Annotated in this window: 21 protein-coding genes and 1 pseudogene; 10 read left to right on the top strand and 12 right to left on the bottom strand. The window is 62.6% G+C overall.

Translation table 11 applies throughout. The features are described from left to right. Positions 1 to 105 precede the first annotated feature (105 nt). From hemB to glaH, 5 genes are all read right to left on the bottom strand, one after another. Positions 106 to 1,080 (bottom strand): porphobilinogen synthase, encoded by a 975-nt coding sequence (gene hemB, locus ACZ889_RS20080; protein ID WP_010953815.1) that lies wholly within the window; start codon positions 1,078 to 1,080, stop codon positions 106 to 108. Between the two features lie 195 nt (positions 1,081 to 1,275). Beyond that, positions 1,276 to 2,169, bottom strand: coding sequence for a PA4780 family RIO1-like protein kinase (locus tag ACZ889_RS20085; protein ID WP_019437052.1), 894 nt, complete (start codon positions 2,167 to 2,169; stop codon positions 1,276 to 1,278). An 87-nt stretch (positions 2,170 to 2,256) separates the two neighbouring features. Beyond that, positions 2,257 to 3,648, bottom strand: coding sequence for a GABA permease (gabP, locus tag ACZ889_RS20090; protein ID WP_012052530.1), 1,392 nt, complete (start codon positions 3,646 to 3,648; stop codon positions 2,257 to 2,259). Between the two features lie 150 nt (positions 3,649 to 3,798). Then, positions 3,799 to 5,049 carry an L-2-hydroxyglutarate oxidase gene (gene lhgO / locus ACZ889_RS20095; RefSeq protein ID WP_064490701.1) on the bottom strand — a complete coding sequence of 417 codons (1,251 nt, stop codon included), beginning with the start codon at positions 5,047 to 5,049 and terminating at the stop codon, positions 3,799 to 3,801. A 114-nt stretch (positions 5,050 to 5,163) separates the two neighbouring features. Continuing rightward, positions 5,164 to 6,141, bottom strand: coding sequence for a glutarate dioxygenase GlaH (glaH, locus tag ACZ889_RS20100; protein ID WP_003248080.1), 978 nt, complete (start codon positions 6,139 to 6,141; stop codon positions 5,164 to 5,166). A gap of 195 nt (positions 6,142 to 6,336) precedes the next feature. Here glaH and csiR point away from each other — a divergent pair, with 195 nt between their 5' ends. From csiR to ACZ889_RS20115, 3 genes are all read left to right on the top strand, one after another. Then, positions 6,337 to 7,032, top strand: a complete 696-nt coding sequence (gene csiR / locus ACZ889_RS20105) for a DNA-binding transcriptional regulator CsiR (protein WP_010953810.1) — start codon at positions 6,337 to 6,339, stop codon at positions 7,030 to 7,032. Between the two features lie 74 nt (positions 7,033 to 7,106). After that, positions 7,107 to 7,787 carry a response regulator transcription factor gene (locus tag ACZ889_RS20110; protein ID WP_010953809.1) on the top strand — a complete coding sequence of 227 codons (681 nt, stop codon included), beginning with the start codon at positions 7,107 to 7,109 and terminating at the stop codon, positions 7,785 to 7,787. Beyond that, complete coding sequence (locus tag ACZ889_RS20115; protein WP_180689879.1) at positions 7,765 to 9,156, top strand: sensor histidine kinase; 1,392 nt, start codon at positions 7,765 to 7,767, stop codon at positions 9,154 to 9,156. The genes ACZ889_RS20110 and ACZ889_RS20115 overlap by 23 nt, the downstream gene beginning before the upstream one ends. A 129-nt stretch (positions 9,157 to 9,285) precedes the next feature. Here the strand turns inward: ACZ889_RS20115 and cysS are convergent, their stop codons facing one another. Both cysS and ACZ889_RS20125 read right to left on the bottom strand, forming a co-directional pair. Then, entirely contained in the window at positions 9,286 to 10,668 is a 1,383-nt protein-coding gene (gene cysS, locus ACZ889_RS20120) for a cysteine--tRNA ligase (RefSeq protein WP_014591235.1), read from the bottom strand. A gap of 9 nt (positions 10,669 to 10,677) precedes the next feature. Beyond that, positions 10,678 to 12,381, bottom strand: coding sequence for a glutamine--tRNA ligase/YqeY domain fusion protein (locus ACZ889_RS20125; protein ID WP_003248073.1), 1,704 nt, complete (start codon positions 12,379 to 12,381; stop codon positions 10,678 to 10,680). A 248-nt stretch (positions 12,382 to 12,629) separates the two neighbouring features. Here ACZ889_RS20125 and ACZ889_RS20130 point away from each other — a divergent pair, with 248 nt between their 5' ends. After that, positions 12,630 to 13,130 carry a peptidylprolyl isomerase gene (locus ACZ889_RS20130; protein ID WP_003248071.1) on the top strand — a complete coding sequence of 167 codons (501 nt, stop codon included), beginning with the start codon at positions 12,630 to 12,632 and terminating at the stop codon, positions 13,128 to 13,130. After that, the gene (locus ACZ889_RS20135) at positions 13,127 to 13,849 is read left to right on the top strand and encodes a UDP-2,3-diacylglucosamine diphosphatase (RefSeq protein ID WP_020193813.1); all 723 of its coding nucleotides are present in this window, start codon (positions 13,127 to 13,129) and stop codon (positions 13,847 to 13,849) included. The genes ACZ889_RS20130 and ACZ889_RS20135 overlap by 4 nt, the downstream gene beginning before the upstream one ends. Positions 13,850 to 13,930: 81 nt before the next feature. On the opposite strand, the gene pvdQ is transcribed toward ACZ889_RS20135, so the two are convergent. Further along, positions 13,931 to 16,243, bottom strand: a complete 2,313-nt coding sequence (pvdQ, locus tag ACZ889_RS20140) for a bifunctional acylase PvdQ (protein ID WP_476257746.1) — start codon at positions 16,241 to 16,243, stop codon at positions 13,931 to 13,933. 196 nt (positions 16,244 to 16,439) lie between these two features. Between pvdQ and ACZ889_RS20145 the strand changes: the two genes are divergently transcribed. Further along, on the top strand, positions 16,440 to 16,814 hold the full coding sequence (locus tag ACZ889_RS20145; protein WP_180689878.1) for a fe2+ zn2+ uptake regulation protein: 375 nt from the start codon (positions 16,440 to 16,442) through the stop codon (positions 16,812 to 16,814). Positions 16,815 to 16,850: 36 nt separating this feature from the next. Here the strand turns inward: ACZ889_RS20145 and ACZ889_RS20150 are convergent, their stop codons facing one another. Further along, positions 16,851 to 17,039, bottom strand: a complete 189-nt coding sequence (locus tag ACZ889_RS20150) for a hypothetical protein (RefSeq protein WP_003248064.1) — start codon at positions 17,037 to 17,039, stop codon at positions 16,851 to 16,853. A gap of 151 nt (positions 17,040 to 17,190) precedes the next feature. Between ACZ889_RS20150 and ACZ889_RS20155 the strand changes: the two genes are divergently transcribed. The 4 genes from ACZ889_RS20155 (at position 17,191) to ACZ889_RS20170 (ending at position 19,620) form a co-directional block, all read left to right on the top strand. Then, positions 17,191 to 17,649, top strand: coding sequence for a hypothetical protein (locus ACZ889_RS20155; protein ID WP_019751795.1), 459 nt, complete (start codon positions 17,191 to 17,193; stop codon positions 17,647 to 17,649). A 251-nt stretch (positions 17,650 to 17,900) separates the two neighbouring features. After that, positions 17,901 to 18,281, top strand: a complete 381-nt coding sequence (locus ACZ889_RS20160) for a Mor transcription activator family protein (protein WP_010953799.1) — start codon at positions 17,901 to 17,903, stop codon at positions 18,279 to 18,281. Positions 18,282 to 18,346: 65 nt separating this feature from the next. Beyond that, positions 18,347 to 18,991: a DUF2589 domain-containing protein gene (locus ACZ889_RS20165; protein WP_012052541.1), complete on the top strand. Its 645-nt coding sequence runs from the start codon at positions 18,347 to 18,349 to the stop codon at positions 18,989 to 18,991. Between the two features lie 74 nt (positions 18,992 to 19,065). Continuing rightward, positions 19,066 to 19,620: a DUF2589 domain-containing protein gene (locus ACZ889_RS20170; RefSeq protein ID WP_003248053.1), complete on the top strand. Its 555-nt coding sequence runs from the start codon at positions 19,066 to 19,068 to the stop codon at positions 19,618 to 19,620. 19 nt (positions 19,621 to 19,639) lie between these two features. On the opposite strand, the pseudogene ACZ889_RS20175 reads toward ACZ889_RS20170, so the two are convergent. The 3 genes and pseudogenes from ACZ889_RS20175 to ACZ889_RS20185 all read right to left on the bottom strand — a co-directional run bounded on the left by ACZ889_RS20175 (position 19,640) and on the right by ACZ889_RS20185 (position 25,757). Further along, positions 19,640 to 23,315 (bottom strand): annotated as a pseudogene (locus tag ACZ889_RS20175) (translocation/assembly module TamB domain-containing protein). After that, a complete protein-coding gene (locus tag ACZ889_RS20180; RefSeq protein WP_104962883.1) occupies positions 23,312 to 25,054 on the bottom strand; it encodes an autotransporter assembly complex protein TamA in 1,743 nt (580 codons plus the stop codon). The pseudogene ACZ889_RS20175 and the gene ACZ889_RS20180 overlap by 4 nt, the downstream one beginning before the upstream one ends. A 52-nt stretch (positions 25,055 to 25,106) precedes the next feature. Beyond that, positions 25,107 to 25,757, bottom strand: coding sequence for a GNAT family N-acetyltransferase (locus tag ACZ889_RS20185; RefSeq protein ID WP_004576713.1), 651 nt, complete (start codon positions 25,755 to 25,757; stop codon positions 25,107 to 25,109). Between the last annotated feature and the right edge of the window lie 158 nt (positions 25,758 to 25,915).

Raw genomic sequence — 25,915 nt, forward strand, 5'->3', positions numbered from 1 at the left:
AATAATTCAGCGCTTACTGTTTTTTTGTGCGTTTGCGGCACCACCCAACGGCGCCCAAAGAAAAGCCGCTGCAATGGCAGCGGCTTTCATGCCCAAGGCCTGGCTTCAGATACCTTCGCGCGCCAGGTCCATGGCGAAGTAGGTCAGGATCAGGTCGGCACCGGCACGCTTGATTGCGCCAATGCTTTCGCGCACCACCCGGCCTTCGTCGATGGCACCGGCCAGGCCACCGAACTTGATCATCGCATACTCGCCACTCACCTGGTACGCCGCCAGTGGCAGGCGCGAAGCGGCGCGGATGTCGGCGATCACATCAAGGTAGGCACCGGCCGGCTTGACCATCAGCACGTCCGCGCCTTCCTGCTCGTCGAGCAGCGACTCGCGCACCGCTTCGCGGCGGTTCATCGGGTTCATCTGGTAACTTTTGCGGTCACCCTTCAGTGCAGTGCCGCCGGCCTCACGGAACGGGCCATACAACGACGAGGCGAACTTGGTTGAGTAGGCCATGATCGCGGTGTCGTGGAAACCGGCACCGTCCAGCGCGCTGCGGATAGCTTGCACCTGGCCGTCCATCGCCGCCGAGGGGGCAATGAAGTCGGCACCGGCAGCAGCGGCGATGACGGCCTGCTTGCCCAGGTTGGCCAGGGTGGCGTCGTTGTCCACGCCATGGTCATGCAGCACGCCGCAGTGGCCGTGGCTGGTGTATTCGCAGAAGCAGGTGTCGGACATCACCACCATTTCCGGCACGGTGTCCTTGCAGATACGCGACATGCGCGCAACCAGGCCGTTTTCGTTCCAGGTGTCGCTGCCATCGGCATCCAGGTGGTGCGATACGCCAAAGGTCATCACCGACTTGATACCGGCGCGGGCATAGCGCTCGATTTCCTGGGCCAACAGCTTCTCGGGGATACGGTTGACACCGGGCATGCTGGTGATCGGCACGAAATCATCGATGCCCTCTTCGACGAAGATCGGCAGGATCAGGTCTTCAAGGCGGAACTCGGTTTCCTGGAAGATCGTGCGCAGGGACTCGTTCTGCCGCAGGCGGCGGGGACGAACGGACGGGAATTGGTTGGACATGACAGCTCCAGGGAATTTGAACGGCGTATACCTTATGCCTGTCGCGCGCCAGTGAAAAGGCTAAATGACGAGATTGTGTCTTGCGTCAATGGCAACGACCGGGGTTTGCCTGTGTTGGCCTCTTCGCGGGCAAAACCGCGCCCACAAATCCCGTAGGTGCGGGTTTACCCGAGAAGAGGCCGGTACAGGAATAAATTACTGCAGCCAGGGCGGCGTCACTTCCTCTGCCTTGGCCGGCCCATGCTCAGCCTCGGCGCGTGCTGCACGGCGGCGAGCGTCGTCCATCCGGGCGGCGTCGATCTCGCGCATCACCCCGGTTACGTCAGCTTCATGTTCATCATCCTCGAACACCCCGGTCAACGGGCTGTCGGGCAGCAACTCGCCGGCCTCGTACAACGCCCACATCTCCTGCGCATAGCGGGTGCTTTTCAGCTCCGGGGCAAAGCGCCCGAAATAATGGGCCATGTTGTCCACATCGCGCTGCAGCATGCTGAAGGCGTGGTTGTTGGCGGCTGCATCCACTGCCTGCGGCAGGTCGATGATCACCGGCCCGTCCGGGCCGAGCAGCACGTTGAACTCGGACAGGTCGCCATGCACCATTCCGGCGCACAGCATCAGCACGACCTGGCGAATGACGAAGGCGTGGAACGCGCGGGCATCCTCCGCTTCCAGGTGTACGTCGTTCAGCCTCGGGGCCGCATCGCCATCGGCATCGGTGACCAGCTCCATCAGGAGCACACCGTCCTGGAAGTCGTAAGGCTTGGGCACCCTCACACCTGCGGCGGCCAAACGGAACAGCGCTGCCACTTCGGCGTTCTGCCAGGCATCTTCGGCTTCTTTGCGGCCGTACTTGCTGCCCTTGGCCATGGCCCGGGCCTGACGGCTGTTGCGTACCTTGCGGCCCTCCTGGTATTCGGCGGCCTGGCGGAAACTGCGCTTGTTGGCTTCTTTATAGACCTTGGCGCAGCGTACCTCGCTGCCACAGCGCACCACGTACACAGCGGCTTCCTTGCCACTCATCAACGGCCGTAGTACTTCGTCGACAAGGCCGTCTTCGATCAACGGTTCGATTCTTTTAGGTGTCTTCATCAGGCTGCGTTCAGGGTCCTGGCTTTGTTGGCGGACATCCTCTCACAGCCTGATGCGACTTGCTCGTCTGTCTTCAGGCCAGACGAATCAGGCGCCCTGCCCTACGCCAGCCACGGCCCCGCCGCGTGCCCGGCGCCGGGTCACCAGCACCCCCGAGCACACCACCAACACCGCCAGCACCATCGTCGAGACCACTTCCAGGCGATGATCCGGACGGAACAGCATCAATACCAGTACGCCGCTGATGAACAGGATCACGCCCCAGGTCAGCCACGGGAACAGCCACATGCGGTAACCCAGAGTCTTGCCCTGTGCCGTCAGGCGCTGGCGCAGGCGCAGCTGGGAAATGGCGATGACCAGATACACCAGCAAGGCAATGGCACCGGAGCTTGCCATGAGGAAGCCAAATACCTGGGCCGGCACCAGGTAGTTGGCGATCACCGCCAGGAATGCAGCCCCCGTCGACAACAAGACTGCCACCACGGGTGTACCACTGCGGCTGGTTATCTGGGCACAGGCTGGGGCATCACCACGGCGGCTAAGCGAATAGACCATGCGCGAGGCGGTGTACAGCGACGAATTGAGGCAGCTGGTCACCGACGTCAGCACCACGAAGTCGATGATGGCCTTGGCATTTGGCACGCCCAGGGTGTCCAGCACCGTGACATAAGAGCCTTCGGTCGCCAGGCGTGGGTCGGTCCACGGTACCAATGCGATGACGATGAAGATCGACAGGATGTAGAACAGCGTTATCCGCCAGATCACCGAATTGGTGGCCTTGGAAATATGCTTGCCCGCCTCGTCGGATTCAGCCGCAGCGATGGTCACCACCTCGGCCCCGAGGAACGAGAACATGGTGATCAGCATCGCGCTCAGCACCGCACCAAAGCCGTTGGGCATGAAGCCCCCCGTATCCCACAGGCGCGAGACGCCGCTGACGCCAGACCCCGGCAACAGGCCGAAAATGGCGCAAACACCCAGGGCGATGAAGCTGACGATGGCCACCACCTTGACCAGTGCCAACCAGAACTCGAACTCACCGTAATTCTTCACGCTGAACAGGTTGGTGGCCGTCAGCAGCAACGTGATCACCAACGACAACACCCAGATCTCCATCTGCGGGACCCAGGAGTTGATGATGGTAGCGGCGATATTGGCCTCGATCGGAATGATCAGCACCCAGAACCACCAGTACAGCCAACCGATGGTGTAACCGGCCCATTTGCCGATGGCGAGGTCAGCGTAGGTTGAGAACGAGCCGGTGTCCGGGGAGGCAACCGCCATTTCGGCCAGCATGCGCATCACCAGCACCACCAGGCCGCCCGCCAGGATATAGGCCAGGATGGTGGCCGGCCCCGCTTCGGCGATGGCGCGGCCAGAGCCGACAAACAGCCCGGCGCCGATCACGCCGGCAATGGACAGCATGGTGACATGCCGTGATTTCAATCCATGACTCAAATTGTTCTTGTGGGTTTGCATGGCGCTACCTTGTTGTTTTTGTCATGCCCACGCAGGGGCCGCCGGCTGCACGTCACCGACGCAGGCGCGAAAAAGCCCGTCCTGCCCTGAATGGTGAGCAGGGCAGTACGGGTTGAGTAAAACGAAACCGCAGAAGGTGTTACCGGGGGGTCAGCTGGCGGCCCTATGGTTGGCCGACCGGTCGGCCTTGGGGAAGCTGCCGCCCTGCAGGCCGACCTGCTCGCACACCTTCTCGACGATGTAGGCGCCGATCGGGATGGCCGAGGTCGCGGCTGGCGACGGTGCGTTGCACACGTTGACACTGCGCGCGGTGTTGACGAACAGGAAATCGTCGATCAGCTTGCCGTCGCGCGACACCGCCTGGGCACGCACGCCGGCCGGGTAAGGCGTGAGGTCGGCTTTGGTTATGCTCGGGCAGTACTTCTGCACCTGCTTGAGGTACCCGCCCTTGAACAGCGAGTTCTTCATCTCGATCAGGCCCGGGCGGAAGTTCTTCGCCAGCACCTTGAGAATGCCGGGCGTGGTCAGGGTCTGGAACAGGTCGCTGGGGCTGACATCGGTCTTGCGGTAGCCCTCGCGCTTCATCGCCAGCACAGCATTGGGGCCAACGGTGACGGTGCCGTCGATCATGCGGGTCAGGTGCACCCCCAGGAAGGGCATCGACGGGTCGGGAATCGGGTAGATCAGGTGGTTGACGATCTGATTGTGCTGCTTGGGCAGCAGGTAGTATTCGCCACGGAACGGGCAGATCACGAACTCGGTACGCAGCCCGAGCATGCCCACCACGCGGTCAGCCATCAGCCCCGAGCAGGTCACCAGGAAACGGCTGCGCAATTCATCACGCTGGGTGCGCACGATCACTTCATTTGCCTGTTCCTGCAGGCCGACCACTTCTGCGCCATAGCGGATTTCGCCACCGGCACGCTGGAACTCTGCGGCCATCGCAGCAGTCACCTGGGCGTAATTGACGATGCCGCTGGACGGCACGAAGATGCCCCCCATACCGACGATGTTGGGCTCACGCTCGCGCAACTCGTCAGCCGACAGCCAGTAGCGTTCAAGGCCATTGGCCGCCGTCCGCTCCCACAGCGCCTTCATGCGCTGCATTTCCAGATCGTTGGTGGCTACCAGCAGCTTGCCACACTCATCGAAGCGAATGCCGTGCTGGGTGCAGAAGGCTTTGGTCGCCTTGTTGCCTTCCAGGCAGAAGCGCGCCTTGAGGCTGCCGGGGGTGTAATACACGCCGGCGTGGATCACGCCGCTGTTATGGCCGGTCTGATGGCGGGCCGGGCCAGACTCTTTCTCCAGCAGGAGCATCTTCGCGTCCGGGTAGACCTTGATCAGGTGCATGGCCGTGGACATGCCCACAATCCCGCCGCCAATAATGATGAAATCGTACACAGCCTTACCTCACACGCAGGCATTGCCTGGCAGGCTCACCAAGGCCCGCACGGGGCCTGGTGGCATTGTTTTGTGCATAAACGCGTGGGCGAGCGCCCGCCCCGCGCCCTGTCATTATTGCCCGCGCTGGTACAGCGGCTTGGGGAAGGCGACGTAACCACGCTGGCGCATCAGTTCGCGGCGCAGGCCCTCGTGCGGGGTGAAGCGATCGCGGCCATGCAGCCAGAACAGGTTGTTGATCAGCAGGAAACTGCCTACGCCTACCGGCACCGAGACCTTCTTGCCGCTGCCTTCCAGCGACTCGGACAAGGCGTTCAGCCAGATACCTTCCTCGTAGTTTTCCGGCTGCACGAACTGGTCAATGTAGCGCATGGTCGGCCGGCCTTCGGTATCGGTGTCGAATACCGAATGGAACACATCTTCGGCAACCTTTTTGCTCGGCGGTGCGGTCCAGCGCATTTCGCGACGGGCCATCGGGTGACGGAAGAACGCCTCGCACTGCTCCCAGTCGTCCAGGTGCAGCAGCAGCGAGTTGCCGCCTTCCATGTTCTTTTCGTCGATCTTCAGCATCAGCACATAGTCGGTGATCTGGTTCACGAACGTACCGTCGTTGTGCAGCTCCATCACACGGTGCGGCTGGCGCAGGTAGCTGTCGGAGTTGTCGCTGTTGACCACCACGAAGCGCGCATAGAACTGGCCACTCATGGCGTCATAGTTGGAACGGCCGATCAGGTGTGCACAGGCGGTGGTGAACTTGACCATGTCTTCGGCCTGGCTCACGTCGTCCAGGCCGATCGGGGTAATCAGCATGCCACCTGTGGCGCGGTCGAGGATGGTGTTGAGCAGCACCGGGCGCAGCGTGCCCTGGCACAGCTCGTCAAGGATTTCGCCTACGCGAAAACGCAGGAACGACTTGTACTCCAATGCCTGCACCGGCCATTGGGCAACGGCCTGCACGAACGCTTCGACGGTTTCCCGGGCAAAGGTCAGTTCAAGCAGGCGCGGCGACTGTTTCGAGGGGGCGATGGTGTAGCCCTGCGGTTCGAGCGGCAGTGGCATGACAAGTTCGTCGATCTGCGTAAAGGCGTTCATGGCAGTGTCCTGGCTAAAAAAGTTGGTGGCGCCGTCCGGTCATGACCTGGATCAGTGCGGGCGAGGTAAAAATATCGCCACTAACTAAAAATGTCTACATTTTTATGTTTCAACGACACTAGTCGCGTTTGTCCATTGTTTTTCGTCAGCAGAGGGTTTCGGTATGATCGGCAAAACGTTTTGAGGAACAGGATCTTGGAAGCGCTCGCCCCCCGACAAAACTCAGCATTCAGCGGGTATGAGAGGCTCAAGAAGGACATCATCCGCGGGGTGTTCAAGCCCGGTGAAAAGCTGTTGATGAGCACCCTCAAGGAACGCTACGACCTGGGTGTGGGCCCGCTGCGCGAAGCACTGTCGCAACTGGTGGCCGAGCACCTGGTCAACGCGATCAGCCAGAAAGGCTACCGGGTAGCGCCCATGTCGCTGGATGAGATGAACGACATCTACGACGCCCGCGCCAACCTGGAAGCGATGATCATTGCCTTGGCCATCGAGCGCGGCGATGACGCCTGGGAGGCGTCGGTGCTGGCCCACTCGCATACCTTGGCCAAGGTGGTGGAAGTAAAAACCCGCGAGCAGCGGCTGGATGTGTGGGACGAGCGGCACAAGGCGTTCCATACTGCCATTGCCTCGGGCTGCGGCTCCAAGCACCTGCTGCAGGCGCGCACCTACCTGTTCGACCAGGCCGAGCGCTACCGCCACCTGTGGCTGACGCAGACGGTGTTTTCCGAAGAGGCGCTGGCGCTCAAGCGCCAGGAGCATGCGGCACTGGTCGAGGTGATCCTTGCCCGGGATGCCAAAACCGCCAGCGCCATGATGCGCTCGCACCTGATGACACCGGTACCGATCATTGCGCAGATCATGCACGCCGAAGGCATCGGTGCCCGCTAGATGAATTTTTCTTAAATCGCCGGTTGTCTATTCTTTGGCACAATCAGATCTCCATTAGATGCCCAGGAACCAGCATGCCTCGCGTACTGACCATCGAAGACGACGCCGTCACCGGCCAGGAAATCGTCGCCGAACTGACCAGCCACGGTCTGGAAGTGGATTGGGCCGACAATGGCCGTGAAGGCCTGGCCAAAGCCATTGCGGGCGGCTACGACCTGATCACCCTGGACCGCATGCTGCCCGAGGTCGACGGCCTGACCATCGTCACCACCCTGCGCAACCTCAAGATCGCTACGCCGATCCTGATGATCAGCGCCCTCTCCGACGTCGATGAGCGGGTGCGCGGCCTGCGTGCCGGCGGAGACGACTACCTGACCAAGCCGTTCGCCTCCGACGAAATGGCCGCGCGAGTCGAGGTATTGCTGCGTCGTAACAGCGTACCCACGACCCAGACCCGCTTGCAGGTTGCCGATCTGCAACTGGACCTGATCAGCCACGAAGCGCGCCGCGGTGACAACACCCTCAACCTGTTGCCCACCGAGTACAAGCTGCTGGAGTACCTGATGCGCCACAGCGGCCAGGTGATCACGCGGATGATGATTTTCGAGGAGGTCTGGGGCTATCACTTCGACCCGGGCACCAACCTGATCGACGTGCACATCGGCCGCCTGCGCAAGAAGATCGACTCACCCGGCCAGTCGCCGCTGATCCGTACGGTACGGGGCTCCGGCTATGCCATTGCTGAACCCGTCTAAAGGCTGGAGTTCTTCTACCAGCCGCCTGCTGGCACTGTACAGCTTTCTGTTCGTGGCCTGGAGCAGCATCCTCATGGGGGTGCTGTACTTCGAGGTCTCCAGCTACCTGAACAAACTCACCCGTCATTCCATGCTGCAGCGCCAGCACCTGTTCGCCCACATGAGCGGCAAACAACTGGACGACGCCCTGATTGCCAGCCAGGCCTTCGAGGAGCGCAGCTTTGACGCCTACGGCCTGTTCGATAGCCAGCTCAACCCGATTGGCGGCACCGTGCGGGCCTTGCCCCCAGAGCTCAGACTGGACGGCAAGATTCATGAGCTGGAACGCTGCCTGGATGCCGACGACCCACGCATGCCCCGCGACAGCTGCGACGCGGTGGCAATCAAGGTACAGGATGGCCGGTGGCTGGTGCTGGTGCGCGACAATGGCTCGTTGTTCGTGGTTACCCGGATCATCCTGCACGCCTTGCTCTGGGGCATCTCGCTGACCCTGATCCCGGGTTTTGCCGGTTGGTACCTGCTACGGCGCAGGCCGCTCAAGCGTATACGGGCGATCCAGGCCCAGGCCGAACTGATCGTCGCCGGCGACCTGACCCACCGCCTGCCACTGTCGGCCCGCCGCGACGAGCTGGACATGCTTGCGGCGATCGTCAATGCCATGCTCGACCGTATCGAACGGCTGATGCATGAGGTCAAGGGTGTATGCGACAACATTGCCCATGACCTGCGCACACCGCTGACCCGCCTGCGCGCCCAGCTGTACCGTATTCGCCAGCAAAGCGACGTGGATTCTGCGCAAGCCGAAGCGCTGGACCAGGCCATTGGCGAAACCGACACCTTGATGGCGCGCTTTCGCGGGTTGTTGCGCATCAGCGAGCTGGAAGACCGCCAGCGCCGCGCCGGCTTCATCCAGCTTGACCCGCATGAGCTGCTGGTAGAACTGCATGATTTTTACCTGCCATTGGCCGAGGATGGCGGCATTCAACTGCAATTGCACCAACCTGCGCAGCTACCGGCGTTGCACGGCGACCGCGAACTGCTGTTCGAGGCCTTGGCGAATCTGGTGGGTAACGCGATCAAGTTCACGCCCGAGGGTGGTCGGGTGCGCATCACCGCCACGCAGGATGACAGCGGCGTGCACATGGCGATCGAGGATAGCGGGCCTGGTATTCCCGAAGCAGAGCGAACGGCTGTACTGAAACGGTTCTATCGCAGCGATGAGGGCCACCGCCATGCCGGCTTCGGGCTGGGGTTGTCGATCGTGGCGGCAATCGTCGACCTGCATGGGTTCGGGCTGGAGATTGGCGAAAGCGAATTGGGTGGGGCCAGGCTGGTATTGCACTGCCCGCTTGCGGGTCTAGCGAAGTAAAAGCAGGGGCCGCTTTGCGGCCCTTCGCGGGCACGCCCGCTCCCACAGGTTGGCGCGACATTTCAAGTGTGCGCTATCCCTGTGGGAGCGGGCGTGCCCGCGAAGGGCTGCAACGCAGCCCCAGTTGCTTTAGTCAGCCAGGCGCCAGGTCGTCGTGCCCTTGCTGTCTTCCAGCACCACCCCCATGGCGGTCAGCTGATCGCGAATGCGGTCCGACTCGGCCCAGTTCTTGTCCGCACGCGCCTGCAGGCGCGCCTGGATCAAGCCCTCGACTTCAGCCGCATCGACCTTGCCTTCGGCACCAGCACGCAGGAAGTCATCGGCCTCCAGTTGCAGCACACCCAGCACATCACCCAGCTCGCGCAGTCGACCGGCCAGGCCAGCAGCAGCCTCCACGTCGCTGTCGCGCAGGCGGTTGATCTCGCGCACCAGGTCGAACAGGACGGCACAGGCTTCGGGAGTGCCGAAGTCGTCGTTCATCGCCACGCTGAAGCGCTCGACAAACGCTTCGCCACCCTTGGCCGCCACCCGTGGCAGGCCGCGCAGGGCGTGGTAGAAGCGCTCCAGCGCGCCCTTGGCGTCACGCAGGCTGTCTTCCGAGTAGTTGATCGCGCTGCGGTAGTGGCTGGCCACCAGCAGGTAGCGCACCACCTCCGGGTGGTACTTCTCGAGCACGTCGCGGATGGTGAAGAAGTTGTTCAACGACTTGGACATCTTCTCGCCGTTGATACGGATCATGCCGCAATGCATCCAGGCGTTGGCGTACTGCTTGCCGGTGGCCGCCTCGCTCTGGGCAATCTCGTTCTCGTGGTGCGGGAATTCCAGGTCGCTGCCGCCGCCGTGAATGTCGAAGCTCTCGCCCAGGCAGCAGGTGGACATGACCGAGCACTCGATGTGCCAGCCCGGGCGACCCGGGCCCCATGGCGATTCCCAGCTTGGCTCGCCCGGCTTGACGCCCTTCCACAGGACGAAGTCGAGCGGGTCCTGCTTGGCTTCGTCGACCTCGATGCGTGCACCGATACGCAGGTCTTCGATCTTCTTGCGCGACAGCTTGCCGTAGCCGACGAACTTGCCGACCCGGTAATACACGTCACCATTGCCTGGCGCGTAGGCGTACCCTTTGTCGATCAGGGTCTGGATCATCGCGTGCATGCCAGCGATATGGTCGGTGGCACGCGGCTCCTGGTCCGGCGGCAGAATGTTCAGGCGGCGCTCGTCTTCGTGCATCGCATCGATCATGCGGGCGGTCAGGGCGTCGAAACTTTCGCCGTTCTCGTTGGCCCGGTTGATGATCTTGTCATCGATGTCAGTGATGTTGCGCACGTAGGTCAGCTCATAGCCACTCTTGCGCAGCCAGCGGGTGACCAGGTCGAAGGCCACCATGCTGCGGCCATGGCCCAGGTGGCAGTAGTCGTACACGGTCATGCCGCACACGTACATGCGCACCTTGTTGCCATCCAGCGGCTTGAAGACTTCCTTGGTTTTGCTCAGGGTGTTGTAGATGGTAAGCACGGCGGTTCCTCAGCTGCCCCAGGAGTCACGCAGGGTGACAGTGCGGTTGAACACCGGGCGACCCGGCTGGCTGTCTTTCAGGTCGGCGCAGAAGTAGCCTTCACGCTCGAACTGGAAGCGGTCCTCGGGCTGCGCCTGGGCCAGCGACGGCTCGGCACGGCAACCGCTGAGTACTTGCAGCGAAGCCGGGTTGATGTTGTCCAGGAAGCTGCCGCCCTCCTCGGTCTTTTCCGGGTTCGGCGAGCGGAACAGGCGGTCGTACAGACGCACTTCGCACTCGACGCTGCCCTCGGCCGGCACCCAGTGGATCACGCCCTTGACCTTGCGGCCTTCAGGGTTTTTGCCCAGGGTGTCCGGGTCGTACGAGCAACGCAGTTCGACGATATTGCCGTCGGCGTCCTTGATCGCTTCGTCAGCACGAATCACGTAGCTGCCGCGCAGGCGCACTTCACCGGCCGGTTCCAGGCGCTTGTAGCCCTTCGGCGGTTCTTCCATGAAGTCGTCGCGGTCGATGTACAGCTCCCGGGAGAACGGCAGCACACGCACGCCCATGTCTTCCTTCGGGTGACGTGGCAGCTCAAGCTGCTCGACCTGGCCTTCCGGGTAGTTGGTGATGACCACTTTCAGCGGGCGCAGCACGCACATCGCGCGTGGCGCGGTGCGGTCCAGGTCGTCACGGATGCTGAACTCGAGCATCGACATGTCGACCACACCGTCGGAACGGTTGGTGCCGATCATTTCGCAGAAGTTGCGGATCGAAGCTGGCGTATAGCCACGGCGACGGAAGCCGGACAGGGTCGACATGCGTGGGTCGTCCCAGGCGTCGACGTGCTTCTCGTCCACAAGCTGCTTGAGCTTGCGCTTGGAGGTAATGGTGTAGTTCAGGTTCAGGCGGCTGAACTCGTACTGGCGCGGGTGTGCCGGCACCGGCAGGTTGTCGAGGAACCAGTCGTACAGCGGACGATGCCCTTCGAACTCCAGGGTGCAGATCGAGTGGGTAATGCCCTCGATGGCGTCCGACTGGCCGTGGGTGAAGTCGTAGTTGGGGTAGATGCACCACTTGTCGCCGGTCTGGTGGTGGTGGGCATGGCGAATGCGGTACAGGATAGGGTCGCGCAGGTTCATGTTTGGCGAGGCCATGTCGATCTTGGCCCGCAGCACACGCTCGCCGTCCTGGAATTCGCCAGCCTTCATGCGGGCGAACAGGTCGAGGTTTTCTTCCACGCTACGCTCGCGGAACGGGCTGTTCTTGCCCGGCTCCTTGAGGTTGCCGCGGTATTCCTTGGCTTGCTCAGGGGTGAGGTCGCAGACGTAGGCCTTGCCGCGCTTGATCAGCTCGACCGCCCAGTCGTGCAACTGGTCGAAATAGTCGGAGGCATAGCGCACGTCGCCGGCCCAGTCGAAGCCCAGCCACTTCACATCGCTCTGGATGGCGTCGATGTACTCCTGGTCTTCCTTGGCCGGGTTGGTATCGTCGAAGCGCAGGTGGCAGACGCCGCCGAATTCCTTGGCCAGGCCGAAGTTGACGCAGATCGACTTGGCGTGGCCGATGTGCAGATAACCATTGGGCTCCGGCGGGAAACGGGTGACGATACTGCTGTGCTTGCCCGAGTCCAGGTCGGCCTGGATGATCGGCCGCAGGAAGTTCGCAGGGACAGCGGGGGCGCCTTTGGCAGCGGCGTTGGGCGCGTTGTCGGCAGTGGGCTTGCTCATAGGATCCTTGAATGCGTGTGTCCAGCCTGGGTAGGCCGATTGAATCAAAGGGCCTATCATAGCCGAAGCAGTCAAGCTGCTGACAGCCGCGCCCGGACAAACTGATGTGATTTATCACGGCTTTTTGCCGCAGCCTGGCAAAATGGCCAGTGCGCGCCATGTGTCGTGATCGCCTGAACATACGTCAGGTGATAACCGGCGCCCTGCGCACCCTAATTTCTGATTGCCTTGAAAGAGCGAGTTTCAGCATGTCCAAAGTCAAACTGACCACCAACCACGGCGACATCGTCCTGCAACTGGACGCCGAGAAAGCGCCACTGACTACCGAAAACTTCGTTCAGTACGTCAAGGACGGCCACTACAATGGCACCGTATTCCACCGTGTGATCAAAGGCTTCATGATCCAGGGCGGCGGCTTCGAGGCCGGCATGAGCCAGAAGAAAACCCGCGCCAGCATCCAGAACGAAGCCGACAACGGCCTGAAGAACAAGAAGTACAGCATTGCCATGGCCCGTACCATGGAGCCGCACTCCGCCTCGGCGCAGTTCTTCATCAACGCCTCCGACAACGACTTCCTCAACCACAGCGGCAAGAACGTGCAAGGCTGGGGTTATGCCGTATTCGGTGAAGTGATCGAAGGCCGTGAAGTGGTCGACGCCATCGAGAAAGTGGCCACCGGTTCCAAAGCTGGCCACCAGGACGTACCGAAGGACGACGTGATCATCGAGAAAGCCGAGATCATTGAGTGATTCTGCTGATCTCTGATCTGCACCTGCAAGAAGAACGCCCGGATATTTCCCGGGCGTTTCTTGATCTGCTAGACGGCCGCGCCCGCCACGCCAAGGCCCTGTACATCCTTGGTGACTTCTTCGAAGCGTGGATTGGCGACGATGCCATGACGCCCTTCCAGCAGTCGATCTGCCAGGCCATGCGCCGGCTGAGCGACAGTGGCACGGCCATCTACCTGATGCATGGCAACCGTGACTTCCTGATTGGCCAGGCCTTCTGCGATGCCGCTGGCTGCACCTTGTTGAGCGACCCCAGCGTGATCGAGCTGGGCGGTGAACAGGTGCTGCTGATGCACGGCGACACCCTGTGCACCCGCGACTTGGGCTACATGAAGATGCGCCGCCTGCTGCGCAATCCGCTGAGCTTGTGGATCCTGCGCCACCTGCCGCTGTCGGCCCGCTACAGGCTGGCGCGCAAGCTGCGCAATGAAAGCCGTACACAAACGCGGATGAAGTCCACTGAGATTGTCGACGTCACGCCGGAAGAAGTACCCAAGGTGATGGCGGCGCATGGCGTGCGCACCCTGGTGCATGGCCATACCCATCGGCCGGCGATTCACAAGCTGGTGGTCGACGGCCAACCGGCACGACGTATCGTGCTGGGCGACTGGGATCGCCGCGGTTGGGCCTTGCAGGTTGACGAGCAGGGCTTTCAGTTGGCGCCGTTCGAGTTTTCCTGACATTACAGGGTCTCGCGGGCAAGCCCGCAGGCCCCTGTAGGAGCGGGTTTACCCGCGAATGGGCCGGCGCAGGCTGACGCCTCAGGGCTGGCTGACTACCGCCCCCTTGTCCCGCTCACTGATCACCACTTCCCGGTACTCAGGGTCTGCCTTGATCTGCGCCTCGGTAAACGGAATCAGCGCCAGCTGCTTGGCCGCAAAGGCCTTGGTCTGGTCACTGGCATGCGCCGAAGCCTTTTCACTCGACTGGGAAAACGCAAGCAGGCCACGGGCTTCTGGCCCCTTGTCGGTGAAGCTGACCAGTTGCAGGTAGCTGGTGCCACTCACCACCAGCCGCTTGCCCTGCCCGTGCGGCACGCTGTAGATCGCGTTGTACACCCCTAGCGCCTGCGGGCCGCCCGGTACCGGCGTGCCGTCAAGGGCCTGTTGCACCTGCCCCCAGCGCGCCGCCCCGGCAACGCCACTTTCACTGACCTGCTTGAGCGACGCCAGTGCTGCCTGATGTACCAGCCTGCTTACCGCCGCCTGCTCGACAGCCAGGCCGCGCGGGGTGTGCTGCGGGTCGGCCGGGTTGAATGCCACTCGCCAGCTTTCCGGGTGCTCGGCCAGCGCATTGAACAGGTTCTGGAAGTGCACCAGGCCCATACCACTGTCGAGGTCGGCCTTACCGTTCCAGGCAGCCAGGCTGCTGCACACGGCCTGCACATCTGCGCCGGCGCCCTTGCACCATTGCAGCAGGTCTGGCAACACCAGGCTGGCCAGGTACACCTCGTCATCGGTGACCATGCGCTGCAATTCATCTACACCTAACCGGGCTTTGCCCTGTAGGCGTTGCAAGGCAAAGCGGCCACGCATGCCCAGTGGTTGGTCATTGCGGCTGACCAGTGGCGAGTAGCCGGTCAGCGGCTGCGCCGGGTTGGCCATCCAGGCCGGGTCGTTGGAGTTCTGTACGAAGTCTTCACGCTCCAGGCTTGGCAGCAGCCGCGCCGGGAAGATGCCCGGTTGCGCCGCCTGCGCGTCAACCTTCCACTGGCATGCGCTCCGCGAGCCATCCAGCACCACCAGGCGCCCTTGCGCCTGCGGGTTGCTGCAGGTATCCAACAGTTGCTGGTCAACATAGGGTACTACCGACTGATTCAGGTACAAGGCCCGCCCTCTCTGGTCCACGGCCAGCGTGTTGACCCAAGGGATACCTTGCAACTGCTCGACCGATCCCTTCAATGCCGCCAGGCTGTCGGCTCGGTTGATCTGGTACCACTGCTGCAACACCCGTGAGTTCTCGAGGTTGGCGTCTCGCACGCTGTAGGCCGCCTGCGCATCCCAGTCCAGGCGGCCTGGCCATTGCACCACCGGGCCGAACTGCGAACTGTAGACCGGCCGCTCAACCTGGCTCAGGCTGCCATCCGTGCCTTTGACCGCGACACGGATGGTTTGCCGGGCCATCGGCAGCGACTTGCCATCGAGCACATAGCGGGTCGGGTCTTTGGGGTCGAGTTGCAGGCGGTAGAGCGTGAAGTGCTTGGAGGTGTCGACGGTGTGCGTCCACGCCAGGTGCTGGTTGAAACCGATGTTGACCACCGGCAGGCCCGGTAGCGCCGCGCCCATCACATCAAGCTGGCCGGGAATGGTCAGTTGCATCTGGTAGAAGCGCATGCCGCCCATCCACGGGAAGTGCGGGTTGGCCAGCAACAGGCCGCGGCCATTGGCTGAACGCTGCGCGCCTACTGCCACCGCATTGCTGCCGCGCTCCGCGGCGAACCGCTCCTGCCGGGCCAACGCGCTGGCAAAGCCCGCGGATGATTGCTGACGGGCCAGCGTTGGCGGTTGCGCCCCTGCCAACGCCTCGACGAACTGCCCGACACCGCCCTCGGCCAGTAAACGGCGGGTCAGTTTGACCAGATCCTGGCTGCTGATGGGCCGCACCCACTCACCATCACCACACTCGGCGGGCAGCCCTTGACGACGGCGTTCGACCAACGCCCGGTTGTAGCCGCTGGCGTATCCCGCCAGCAACGCCTGCACCGGCGCGGGTTGCGCCTGCAGGAAGGCATCGACCGCCGCTGAGCTATTGAGCCAGGTGAAGAACAGGTCGCTGGTCAGGTTGTCACGCTGCTCCAGGGTCTTGCCCTTGGCGCCGAAATAGCGTGAGCGCTCACCGCTCACGGTCAGCACTTCATTGGCGAGCAGGCATAGGTTGTCCTGGGCGTAGGCATAGCCGACGCCATAGCCCAGGCCACGCTCATCCTTGGCCACGATATGCGGTACGCCGTATCGGGTATAGCGGATCTGGGCACTGGTGTCGGCTATCGCGGGCTGCGCCTGCACACCGACGCTGAAGGCCACCAGGGCAGCGGCCAGGCCGGCGCAAGTCATGGGACGGCAAAGTGGAAACACGGGCACTCCTCGGGTTCGGGGGTCATCCCGATCAGACGAATGGCCAGATGAATATTTTACGTATTACAAGGCGATGGAACGTCTTGATGAGAAACAGGCATTTTTTTCACGAATGGGTTGCAGTTTTTGCGTGCTCATTCGTCCTAGTAAGTGAGCCACCCACATTTCGGGTTCGTCCACGAAAAGGAGCATTCGCATGTACAACCCGCAAACCTCGATCCAGGCCGGGCGCGTCCCAGGCAAAACGTCCAAGGGACAGGACGTATTTGCTGAAGAACGAACCGGCAACGAACAAATCCGCGAGCTGTTGCGCACCTTCGGCCTGCGCACCAGCCTGATCCGCCTCAAGGTTATCGATGCCTTGCACGCCGCTGACCGCAATGGCCGCAGTATTGGCGTGCGCGGGGTGCACGCACAACTGGAACAGCTGGATATCCCGCTGTCGTTCCTCAGTGTGCGTGAAGTGCTCAAGCGCCTGTGCACCGAAGGCGTCATACAACTGGGTAGCGACAAGTGCTACAGGCTCAACCCCCAGGCGCGCGCCGTACTGGAGCAAACACCCTCGCGCTGAGCGCATGGCCGGCCATACCTGGCCGGCCCGCGCAGATCAGGGCTTGACCTTGCGCCGCAGAATGCCGTTGATCACCACGACCACCACGGCAATGGCGATGGCCAGCATCTGGAAGGTCTGCTCACTGATCGTGCCCTGCTTCTGCAGGTGGGACAGGCCCAGCATCAGGCCCAGTACCACCAGGATGATCAGAAGTGAATATTTGAGGCGCTGCACGTGTGTCATCGAATGTTCCTTGCAACATCAGGGGCAAATGGCTCGCAACGAGCCGCGGCAATGATACAACGGTCACCGCCCCCGGCGCTGGATTTCCTGCTGGGTGGGGTGACGTCAGCCTGAAAGCATGGGGCTTCCTAGCACCCACGCCGGAGGCACCATGTACAAACCCCTGTTGTTCGCATCGCTGTTACTGACCCCGCTCTCCCTTCATGCACTGGACACCCAGCAGACGCCGACCGAGCACCTGCTCGAACTGGGCCGCGAGTTGGCCACCCATGCCGGTGCCAGCCAATGGCAACAACTGTGGCAACGCGTACGCCAGGCCGGCTACCTGCAGACCGAAGCTGCACCGGTACATTTCAGCGTGCCCACAGCCCGCTTGCCCGACCTGGCCCGACAAACGCTGGCGCAGGCCGACCAGGCACAGCCACTGAATCAGACCCAGGTACTGTACCGCCGCCACTTTGCCGACCAGGTCATCGGCCAGCGTAACGGCCAACCGTTGCACGCGCTGTGCCTGCTGGTCGATTGGCGCACGTTGCCGCCGGGCATGCGCGCCACCCCTCAAGCCTATCTGGGTAGCGCCAGCTTGCTGAGCAGCTACCCGTGCGATTGAGGGGTGCTGCACCCACTGCGCATCATCGCGAGCGACCCGACAGGAAACCAGGAAGCACAGCCAGATGTCGACGCCATTTCCTACAGCGCCAGATATCGCTGCCTGCAAATCCTGTTCACCGAAGCTACAACCCCCAACCCATATGCCGCCTAGCGACGCGCCTCGGCTGTCGCACAGAATTTGCTCACACCTTCGACACAACGCCGCGGGTGATCGGGTCGCACATCCCATCCACCCCGAAGGAGCGCCATATGCAAATGCCAGATTTGAGCCAGATCGATATCAGCCAACTGCCCCACTCGCTGCAGGCCCTGATCGACTGTATCGGCATCGAAAACGCCTACCAACTGACCTGCGCCTACGGCGGCAGGCCCAAGTACATCCCCAAGCACCGCGAGCGCACCAAGCTCGCTGACGTGCTGCCGGCCGAAGCGCTTGACGCACTGATCAAGCGCTTTGCCGGGGTCGCCCTGGAGATCCCCAAGGCTGACCACTTTCTGCGTCAGCTGCGCAACCAGCAGATCCAGAAGGAAAGCGCCAACGGTTTGTCCCGCAGCCTGCTGGCCAACAAGTACGGCCTGAGCCTGCGGCAGATCGGCAACATCCGGCGCCAGGAGCTTTGCGAGCGCTGACGCCCGAACACCTTGGCTGCTATTCGCGGCGGCCTTAACCCACTAGATAGAGCGAGCTTCCCGATATGTCGTTAGATAACAGCCTTATAGGCTCCGTGATCAATGCCCTGCCGATGGACCGCATGATCGCCGGTCCCTTGCAGGCCATGGTCCAGGCGCAGGTCACCGCCAGCAAATCCTACGCCGACTTCCTGATGCAGGTATGCGTCCAGGATGGCAAGGCAGTAGCCATCCAGTTCGACTACGACGAAACCATCGTCGACGAACAGGGCGAATACAAAGGGGTGGTCAGCAAGACCATGAAAGTGCCGCTGATGGCGGCCATTACCCACCCGAACATTTCCATCGAAGAGGGTAATGTAGAGTTCGAGCTGGTTATCAACCAGATGTCGGAAGATGTTTCCAACAAGGACATGAGTGCAGAAGCTACCGGCTCACTGGGATGGGGGCCGTTCAGGCTTAACGTGAAAGGCAGCGTGAGCCACAAATCCACGCAAACCCGTAAAACAGACACCCGTGCCCGCTATGCCTTCAACACGACCCTGAAGCGTCAGGAACCGCCCGAAGCGATGATGAGGGTAATCGAGTTCCTCACTGACGCCGCAACCAAGCCAACCATTGTCCGAACCGCCGCACTGGAAAGCCCGGACGAAATATCCCAGGCGGACACCTTGAAACGGGCCGCGCCTGCAAACCTACCGACCCCGTAAAACGCTAGCGCTTGACCCATAGCCCCTCCTGCCGGTAGCGGGAGGGGCACACCCTGGCCTGAGGAGTCGAATCGTTGCAAAAGCCCCCCGCCCCCATGACCTCCATTGACCTGCGTGAAATTACCCGCGGCCTGCAAGAAGCCGCCAGTGCCACCAACAGCCTGATTGCCCAGCAGTACATCAACCTGTTCGACCAGTTTTTCGAGTGCGACACCCAAGCGCTGGGCGCCCCCATGAAAGCCAAGATGGTCGAGGTGGCCATGGATGGGCAGCACATCATGCGCGTCCCCCTGTTTGCGCTGGTGTCACCGAAAGGCCTGGCCCTTGAGCGCATGCAGGTCGACCTGTCGGTAAGGGTCAAAGGCACCGAGGCGCAGCAGGCACTGCTGACCGCGAGCGAGAGCAAGGCCGCGAGCTTCAAGGTCACCATTGGTGGCCAAGGCCGCCAGGGCGAAAACCGCGACCCCGACGAAGTGCAGATCCGCATGCAGTTCCAGGCGAGCGAACCGCCAGAGGCCCTGAACCGGTTGATCGAGGAATACACCAACCTGATCGTCCCGGTACGCGCCACCACTCCACCGCCCTCACCCGACACCAACGAGTTCATCGAGGCGGCCACCGTCCGTTGATGGCCGCCACGCTGCGGGCCTAGAAGTCGCGCTTGTAGAAGATGTCCAGAGAGCTTGCCAGCCCACTGGCGGCCTCGAGGTAAACCTTCTTGCTCAGCTTGTAACGCAACGCGATCGTGTTGGCCGGTTCGAACACGCCCACCCCGTAACGAAGGCTGAGTTTCTCGGTAAGGTTACCGCTGGCGACCACGCTGGTGCTGTTGCCAGAACCTTCGGTATCCAGCTGAAAGTCGTCGATCCCCAGGCTCGACGCCAGGCTGCCGGTTATGCCGGCGCTCCCGGCAAGGCCCAGGCCCAGGGCCGCCTCGGCGAGCATGTTGTTATCTTCGCCGGTATTGCCCAATGGCCGCCCCAATACCAGGTACGAAAGCGCCTGCTCCTGGCTCATGGCCGGCTCCGAGAACACTTTGGTCGTCGGCTGCTCGGCGCTGCCCGCTCAGGCGGATGCCGGCTATCACATCGTCAACCTTGCGGATCGCTTCGATGTCCAGGTATGGCTGGTCAATCGGGCCGGCGAACAGCAGACGCGCCCGGCGTATGGTGAGGCGCTGGCCGTAGGCACGGTAGCGGCCGTCTGCCAGGCTCAGTTCGCCACGGGTATCGAGGTTATCGCCGATGTGCACATGACCCAGCAGGTTGGCAGTCAGCCCGAAGCCGCTGAACGACAGCTTGTCGCGGCCGACTTCGACATCGATGTCCATGGCCATTGCCATGGGTGGTTTGCCTTCCTCGGTCTGGTGACCGACGATTACCGTGTCATCCGACACCTTGACCGTGGACGGCGGCAGCTCTCGTACAGTGATCTTGCCCTTGGGCACCTGCACCTTGCCGGTCACCGCCAGCTTGTCATCGATCAGGCGCAAGGTCAGGTCCGGGGCAACTTCCAGTGTGGCGTAGGGCTCGACCGCGACCGGCAGTTGCTGGCCTTGCAGACGCACGTCCATGCCCAGTGCCTGCCCCCAGGTGAGGTTGCCGCTCAACTGGCCACGTCCCGCCTCGCCACTGCGCCAGTTACCGTTGAGCTGCACTTGCTCGCCGGCAATCAGCGCCTGCAATGACAGGTCCTGAAGGCTGGCCGGCAGCTCGGCGCCACTGACTTCGCCACCGCTGAGCATCAGGTTGCCGTTGACCTGAGGTGCCAGCAAGGTGCCTGAAAGCCGACCACTGCCATTGAGCTGCCCGGCCAGGCGTTCGACCATGGGCACGAATGGGCGGGCCACCGACAGGTCCAGCCCGGCCAGGCGGAAATCACCCGACAACGGTTTGTTCTTGCCCAGCGGATCGAGCCGGGCGTTGACGTTCAGCTCACCCAGGCGCTCACCGCGAAACGCCAGGCGCGTATCGATGCGCCGCGGTGCCAGCGTGCTGTCCAGGCGCAGGGCCTGGTAAGGGAAATCGACCCAACGGCCTTTGTCGCGTACGCGCAAGGTGCCGCCACTGGCATCGACAACGACAGTGCCCTTGGGGCCGCTGGCCGGGATGTCAAGGTTGATATCGGCATTGAGCAGGCCTTGCCAGGCAAAGTCCTTCGGCAGCCACTGGGCCAGGCTGCCCAGCGGGAACTGCTTGAGGTGGTAGCGCAGGCGCGGTTCGGGGGCCAGCCGCTGGTCGTCGCCACACAGGCTTGCCTGGCCGGAGCGCCAGCAGTGGGCCCCGAAGTCGAGCTGGCCGCTGGCCAGCCGCTGCAGGCGTGCGGGCGCCTGCAACTGCCAGTCCTGGCCACCGGCCTGGATGCGGCCAGTGGCCAGGCGCCCGCGCCAGTCACCTTTGTTCAACTGGCCATCCAGGCCAAGGTCGAGCTTGAGCTGCGGGCCGTCCAGCGCCAGGGTCAAGGCCTGTTGGCGAATGTCGCCTTTGCCGTTGGCCTGCAACGTGCCCAAGGCTGTGTCACCCAGGTGGATACCGGTTGCCTTGAGCTCGATTACACCGCGTTGGGCGTTGTCCAGGCGGGCATCCAGGTCCAACTGCTGCAGGCGGTTTTCGGCCTGGGCCAAGCGCTGGCCCTGCAGGGTGAGCGTACCTTGCGGGGCCTGCAAGGTGCCGGCGACATCCAGCCGGCCCTTGACCCGGCCTTGCAGCCTTGGCCACAACTGGCCGAGGCGCGGCAAGTCAAGGTCGATTCGCCCAGCCAGGCGCTGTTGCAAGCTGCCACTGCCGTTGATGCGGTTTTCACCCAGCTGGATGGCCAGTGTGCCCAGGGTCCAGCTTTGCCCTGCCCCCTGGGCCTCGGCCTTGAGCATGGCTGGCTGGCCACGCAGGCGGCCTTTGAGGTCAAGCTGGGCATCCAGGGTAAGCGTATCGCCTTTCAGTTCGCCTTTGCTGCGCAGTGGCCCCGCCAGGGTACCCGGCAGTTCGGCCAGCCAATAGGCCGGGTCGAACGCGGAGAGCTGCAGGTCGACATCCCAGGCCAGGGTGTCGGCAAAACGTACGGCGACACTGCCGGCTGCCTTGCCTTGGCCGGCGGTCAGCGCCAACTGCGGCAGTTTCACCTGGGTGAGGTCACCTTCGAACGGGCTGGCGATGCTGAACGCTCCCGCCGGGCCGTCCAGGTCCCCCGTGAAAGTCCCCTGGTAATTGCCATCGCGATAATGCACCTGGGTATTGAAGCGCTTGAGAGTGACTTCGGGCGGGGTCTCCAGTGGGTACAGGCGCAACCACGGGAAGTCCTGCCAGTCCAGCTGCGCATCGGCGCTCAGGCCTTGCTGCCAGTCAGCCGTGGCTTGCAGCTTGACCCGTTGGCTGTCGCTGGCGGTCAGGTCCAGGGCATCGAGCCTGGCGCCCTTACTGTCGACCAGACCGGACAGGACCAAGGCGATCGGTGACTGCTCGGCCGGCAGGCTGGCCCTGCCAGACAGTTGATAGCCATCAAGCAGATCGCCTTTGGCATCGAGCTCGAGCGCGTTCAATTGCAGGGTGTCAGGCAACGCGCCAGCCGGCTTGAACGCCTCGGAGCGGATGTGCAAGGTCGCCGGCAGGTGCTCGGCCAATGCCTGCAACTGCCCGCTCAATGTGGCATCGAGGTAACCACTGCTGGTGCCGGCAAGTTCCAACGTCTTCTGCAATTGGCCATTGGCCGTCAGTGCCAGTTGCCAGGGTTTTTCGTCTACCGCAGGCAACTGCAATTGCGCCTGTAGTGTTACCGGCCAGTCGCCTTCGGGTTGCAGGTCGCCCTGTAGGCTCAATTGCAGGTCGTCGCGCAGCAGCCGCAGGCTGTCGATGCGTATCCCGCTGTTGGTCCAGTGCGCAGCCAGTTGCAAATCGCCAAGCAGATCACTGCCATCCAGGCGCAGCTGCCCGACCTTGACCTCGCCCAGTTCGATGGCCAGCGGCAAGCGCAGGGTCGGCAATTGCAGCGGGGCGCTCTCGGTGGGTTCGGTGCTTGGCGCAAAGGCCACGTCAATGCGGTCTGCCTGCAACCGGTCAATGCACAAGGTCGCGCGCAGCAAGCAGGCAGGCGACCAGGCCAGCGACGGCGCCAGCATCTCTACCGTGCTGCCGCCGTCGGCCCAGGCCAGCCGGCTGGCCTGCCAACTGCCCGCCAGGCGACCCTGGAAGTCGGCCACTTCAAGCCCGGGCACCTTGCCCAGTGCCCAGCGGCTGCCGGCCTGGGTACCCAGCAGCAAGCCGAGCACCAGGCCCACGCTCGCGACGCCCCCCAGCAGGCCCAGTGAAGTAAATTTGATTACGCGTTTCACAGCTCGGGCCCCATGGAAAAGTGCAGGCGAATGCCCCCTTCGTCATCCAGCGCCTTGGCCAGGTCCAGGCGCAGCGGCCCGACCGGCGATACCCAGCGCACACCAAAGCCGACACCGGTCTTGAGGCTGGGCAGCTCCAGGTCGTTGAACGAGTTGCCTTGGTCAACGAACGTCGCGACCCGCCATTTTTCGGTCAGCGAATACTGGTACTCGACACTGCCTGCCACCAGGTAGCGCCCGCCAATACGGTCACCGTCGCTGTTCTTCGGCGACAGGGTCTGGTAGTCGTAACCGCGCACACTCTGGTCGCCACCCGCGAAGAAACGCAGCGACGGCGGAATGTTGTTCTTGAAGCCATTGGTCGCACTGCCACCAAACTGTACGCGCCCGAGAAAGCGGTGGTTGTGGCCGAGCGTAGTCAGGCCTTTGAGCAATACGTTGCCGTGCAGCAGGTTGGTGTCGGAAACCAGCCCTTCCTTGGCACCTTGAACATCGAACTGCAGGCGATAGCCGTTGTGCGGATCGATACGGTTGTCACTGCGCAGGAAGGAATAGCTGACGCCTGGCATCAGCAGGTTGCTCAAACCGGAGTCGTCACCCAGGCGATATTCTTCGCGTTGGTACTTGAGCGAAATCACCCGCTGCCAGCCACTGGGCAGCTTGCTGTGCCACTCGGGGCCGACCGTCAACAGCTTGCTGAGCGTGTCGGTGCCGGCAAGCTCCTCGTTCTGGTAGCCACCGGCAAAGCGCAGCTTGTCGGTCAGCGGCGGATCAAGCGGAATGTCATACCACAGGCCGACGTTCTGGCGCGGGGCCGACAGTTCGGTTTCCCAGCCATAGCTGTGGCCTTGTGGGTTGACCCAGTGGCGGGTCCAGTTGGCCTTGCCGCGCGGCCCGACGTCGGTCGAGAAGCCCAGGCCAAGGCCCATGGTGCGTGGTTTACGGGTTTCCAGGTGAACATCCACCGGGACTTCTTCGCCCACAGCAGCAGTGGGTGCCGCATCCACACGCACGCCTTCGAAATAGCCGCTCGATTGCAGGTCGTTGTTCAGCTCTGCGACCAGTTCCGAGTCGTAAGGGGTACCCGGCTTGAACGACACCATGCGCTGCAGCAGGTCCTCGTCCAGCGGTGTGTCGCCACCGAAGGTGACGGCGCCCAGGCGATAACGCGGGCCACTCTGGTAGACCAGTTCGATATCCGCCACACCGGCTTGCGGATCGACGGCCAGGCGCTGGCTACTGAAGCGCCCACTGAAGAAGCCATAGCGCGACGCCTGGTTCTGGATCAACCGCTTGGCATCCTCGTAATGGCCGTGATTGAGTTGTTCACCCGCCCGCAGCGCCTTGCTGTCAGGCACGCGGAAGGCCTTCATCTCGCTGGCTGGGCCCTCGATGCGCACGGTCACGTTGCGCAGGCGAATCGGTTCGCCCGGGTTGATGCTGATGATCAGTTGTGGGGGATGGTCTGCGTCGCTGGCGGGCTTGACCTCGGTATCGATCTGCGCCTGATAGTAGCCAAGTGCCTGCGCCGCTTTGCGCGCCTGCTCCTCTGCCCCGCGACTGAAGCGCAAAAGTGCTTCTTCGTCGCGGTCACCCAATGTGCCTATATAGCCTTCGACATTGGCCTTGAGCGCCTTGTTGGCCGGCTTCACCTTCACCAACAACTCGCTCTGGCCCCATGCTGCGAAACTGGCGACCCAGAAAACCAGGCCCCAGGTCAATCTTCCTGAATACGTCATGCGGCGCATGCTACCAGAGCCGGGCGCTCAAGGGAGCCGCCTGGCGGCCTGTTCAGGCAAATGCGGGTTTTGAAGAGACTGGATTAGGATGAAAGAACACCCTCTCTCGGATTGGTCCTACAGCTACTTCGCCAATTTCCTCATAACCCTGACGCTGGTAAAAAGCCAGGTAGTGCTCGTTACCGGTGTCCAGCACCACCCCTTGGGTGCCTGGGTCTTCCGCGCACCAGTCGTGCACAGCTTGTAACAATTGCTCGCCGTAGTGCTTGCCCTGAAATTGCGGATGCACCCCCAGCAAAGGCAGCACATGCACCTGGTCAGTGGGCAGACAGCTGGCCAACGCAGCCTGGTAGTCCATGTAGCGCCGCGTACAGCGCAGGCCGGTACCCAGCATCATGCGCAGGCGCCAGGCCCAGCTGTCGGCCACGCCCAGCCGGCGCTGCGGTGGCACGATCAGGGCCAGGGCAATCAGGCGGTCCTCGACCAGCAGGCCAATGGCGGGCAGTTGCAGGTAGAAGTGCTGGCGCACCCATTCGCGCACCATCACCCGCAGGCGCCGCTCATACCCCGGGCGCTGGGCTTCGAAGATATAGGCGAAGGTGGGCTCGTGGCGGTAGGCGTTGTACAGCAGCGAACGTGCCTCGCGGCTGTAACCATCGTCGAGCAGGCAGACACGGGCCGGGGCGGCTGTGGTTTCGGGCATTGCGGAAAGACCTCCTGGAATGGGCGTTCAGTGCCTTGGAGGTGCCCCAGCGCGCTTCGTTCACCCCCAACAGCACGTTAGCAGCAGGCTCGCCTGGCCGCCATGCTGGTGATGAAGGTCGATGTCGGCTAGCATCGCGCCTTTTACCGGGATTGTCT

The organism is Pseudomonas sp. TE3895, from assembly GCF_056278855.1.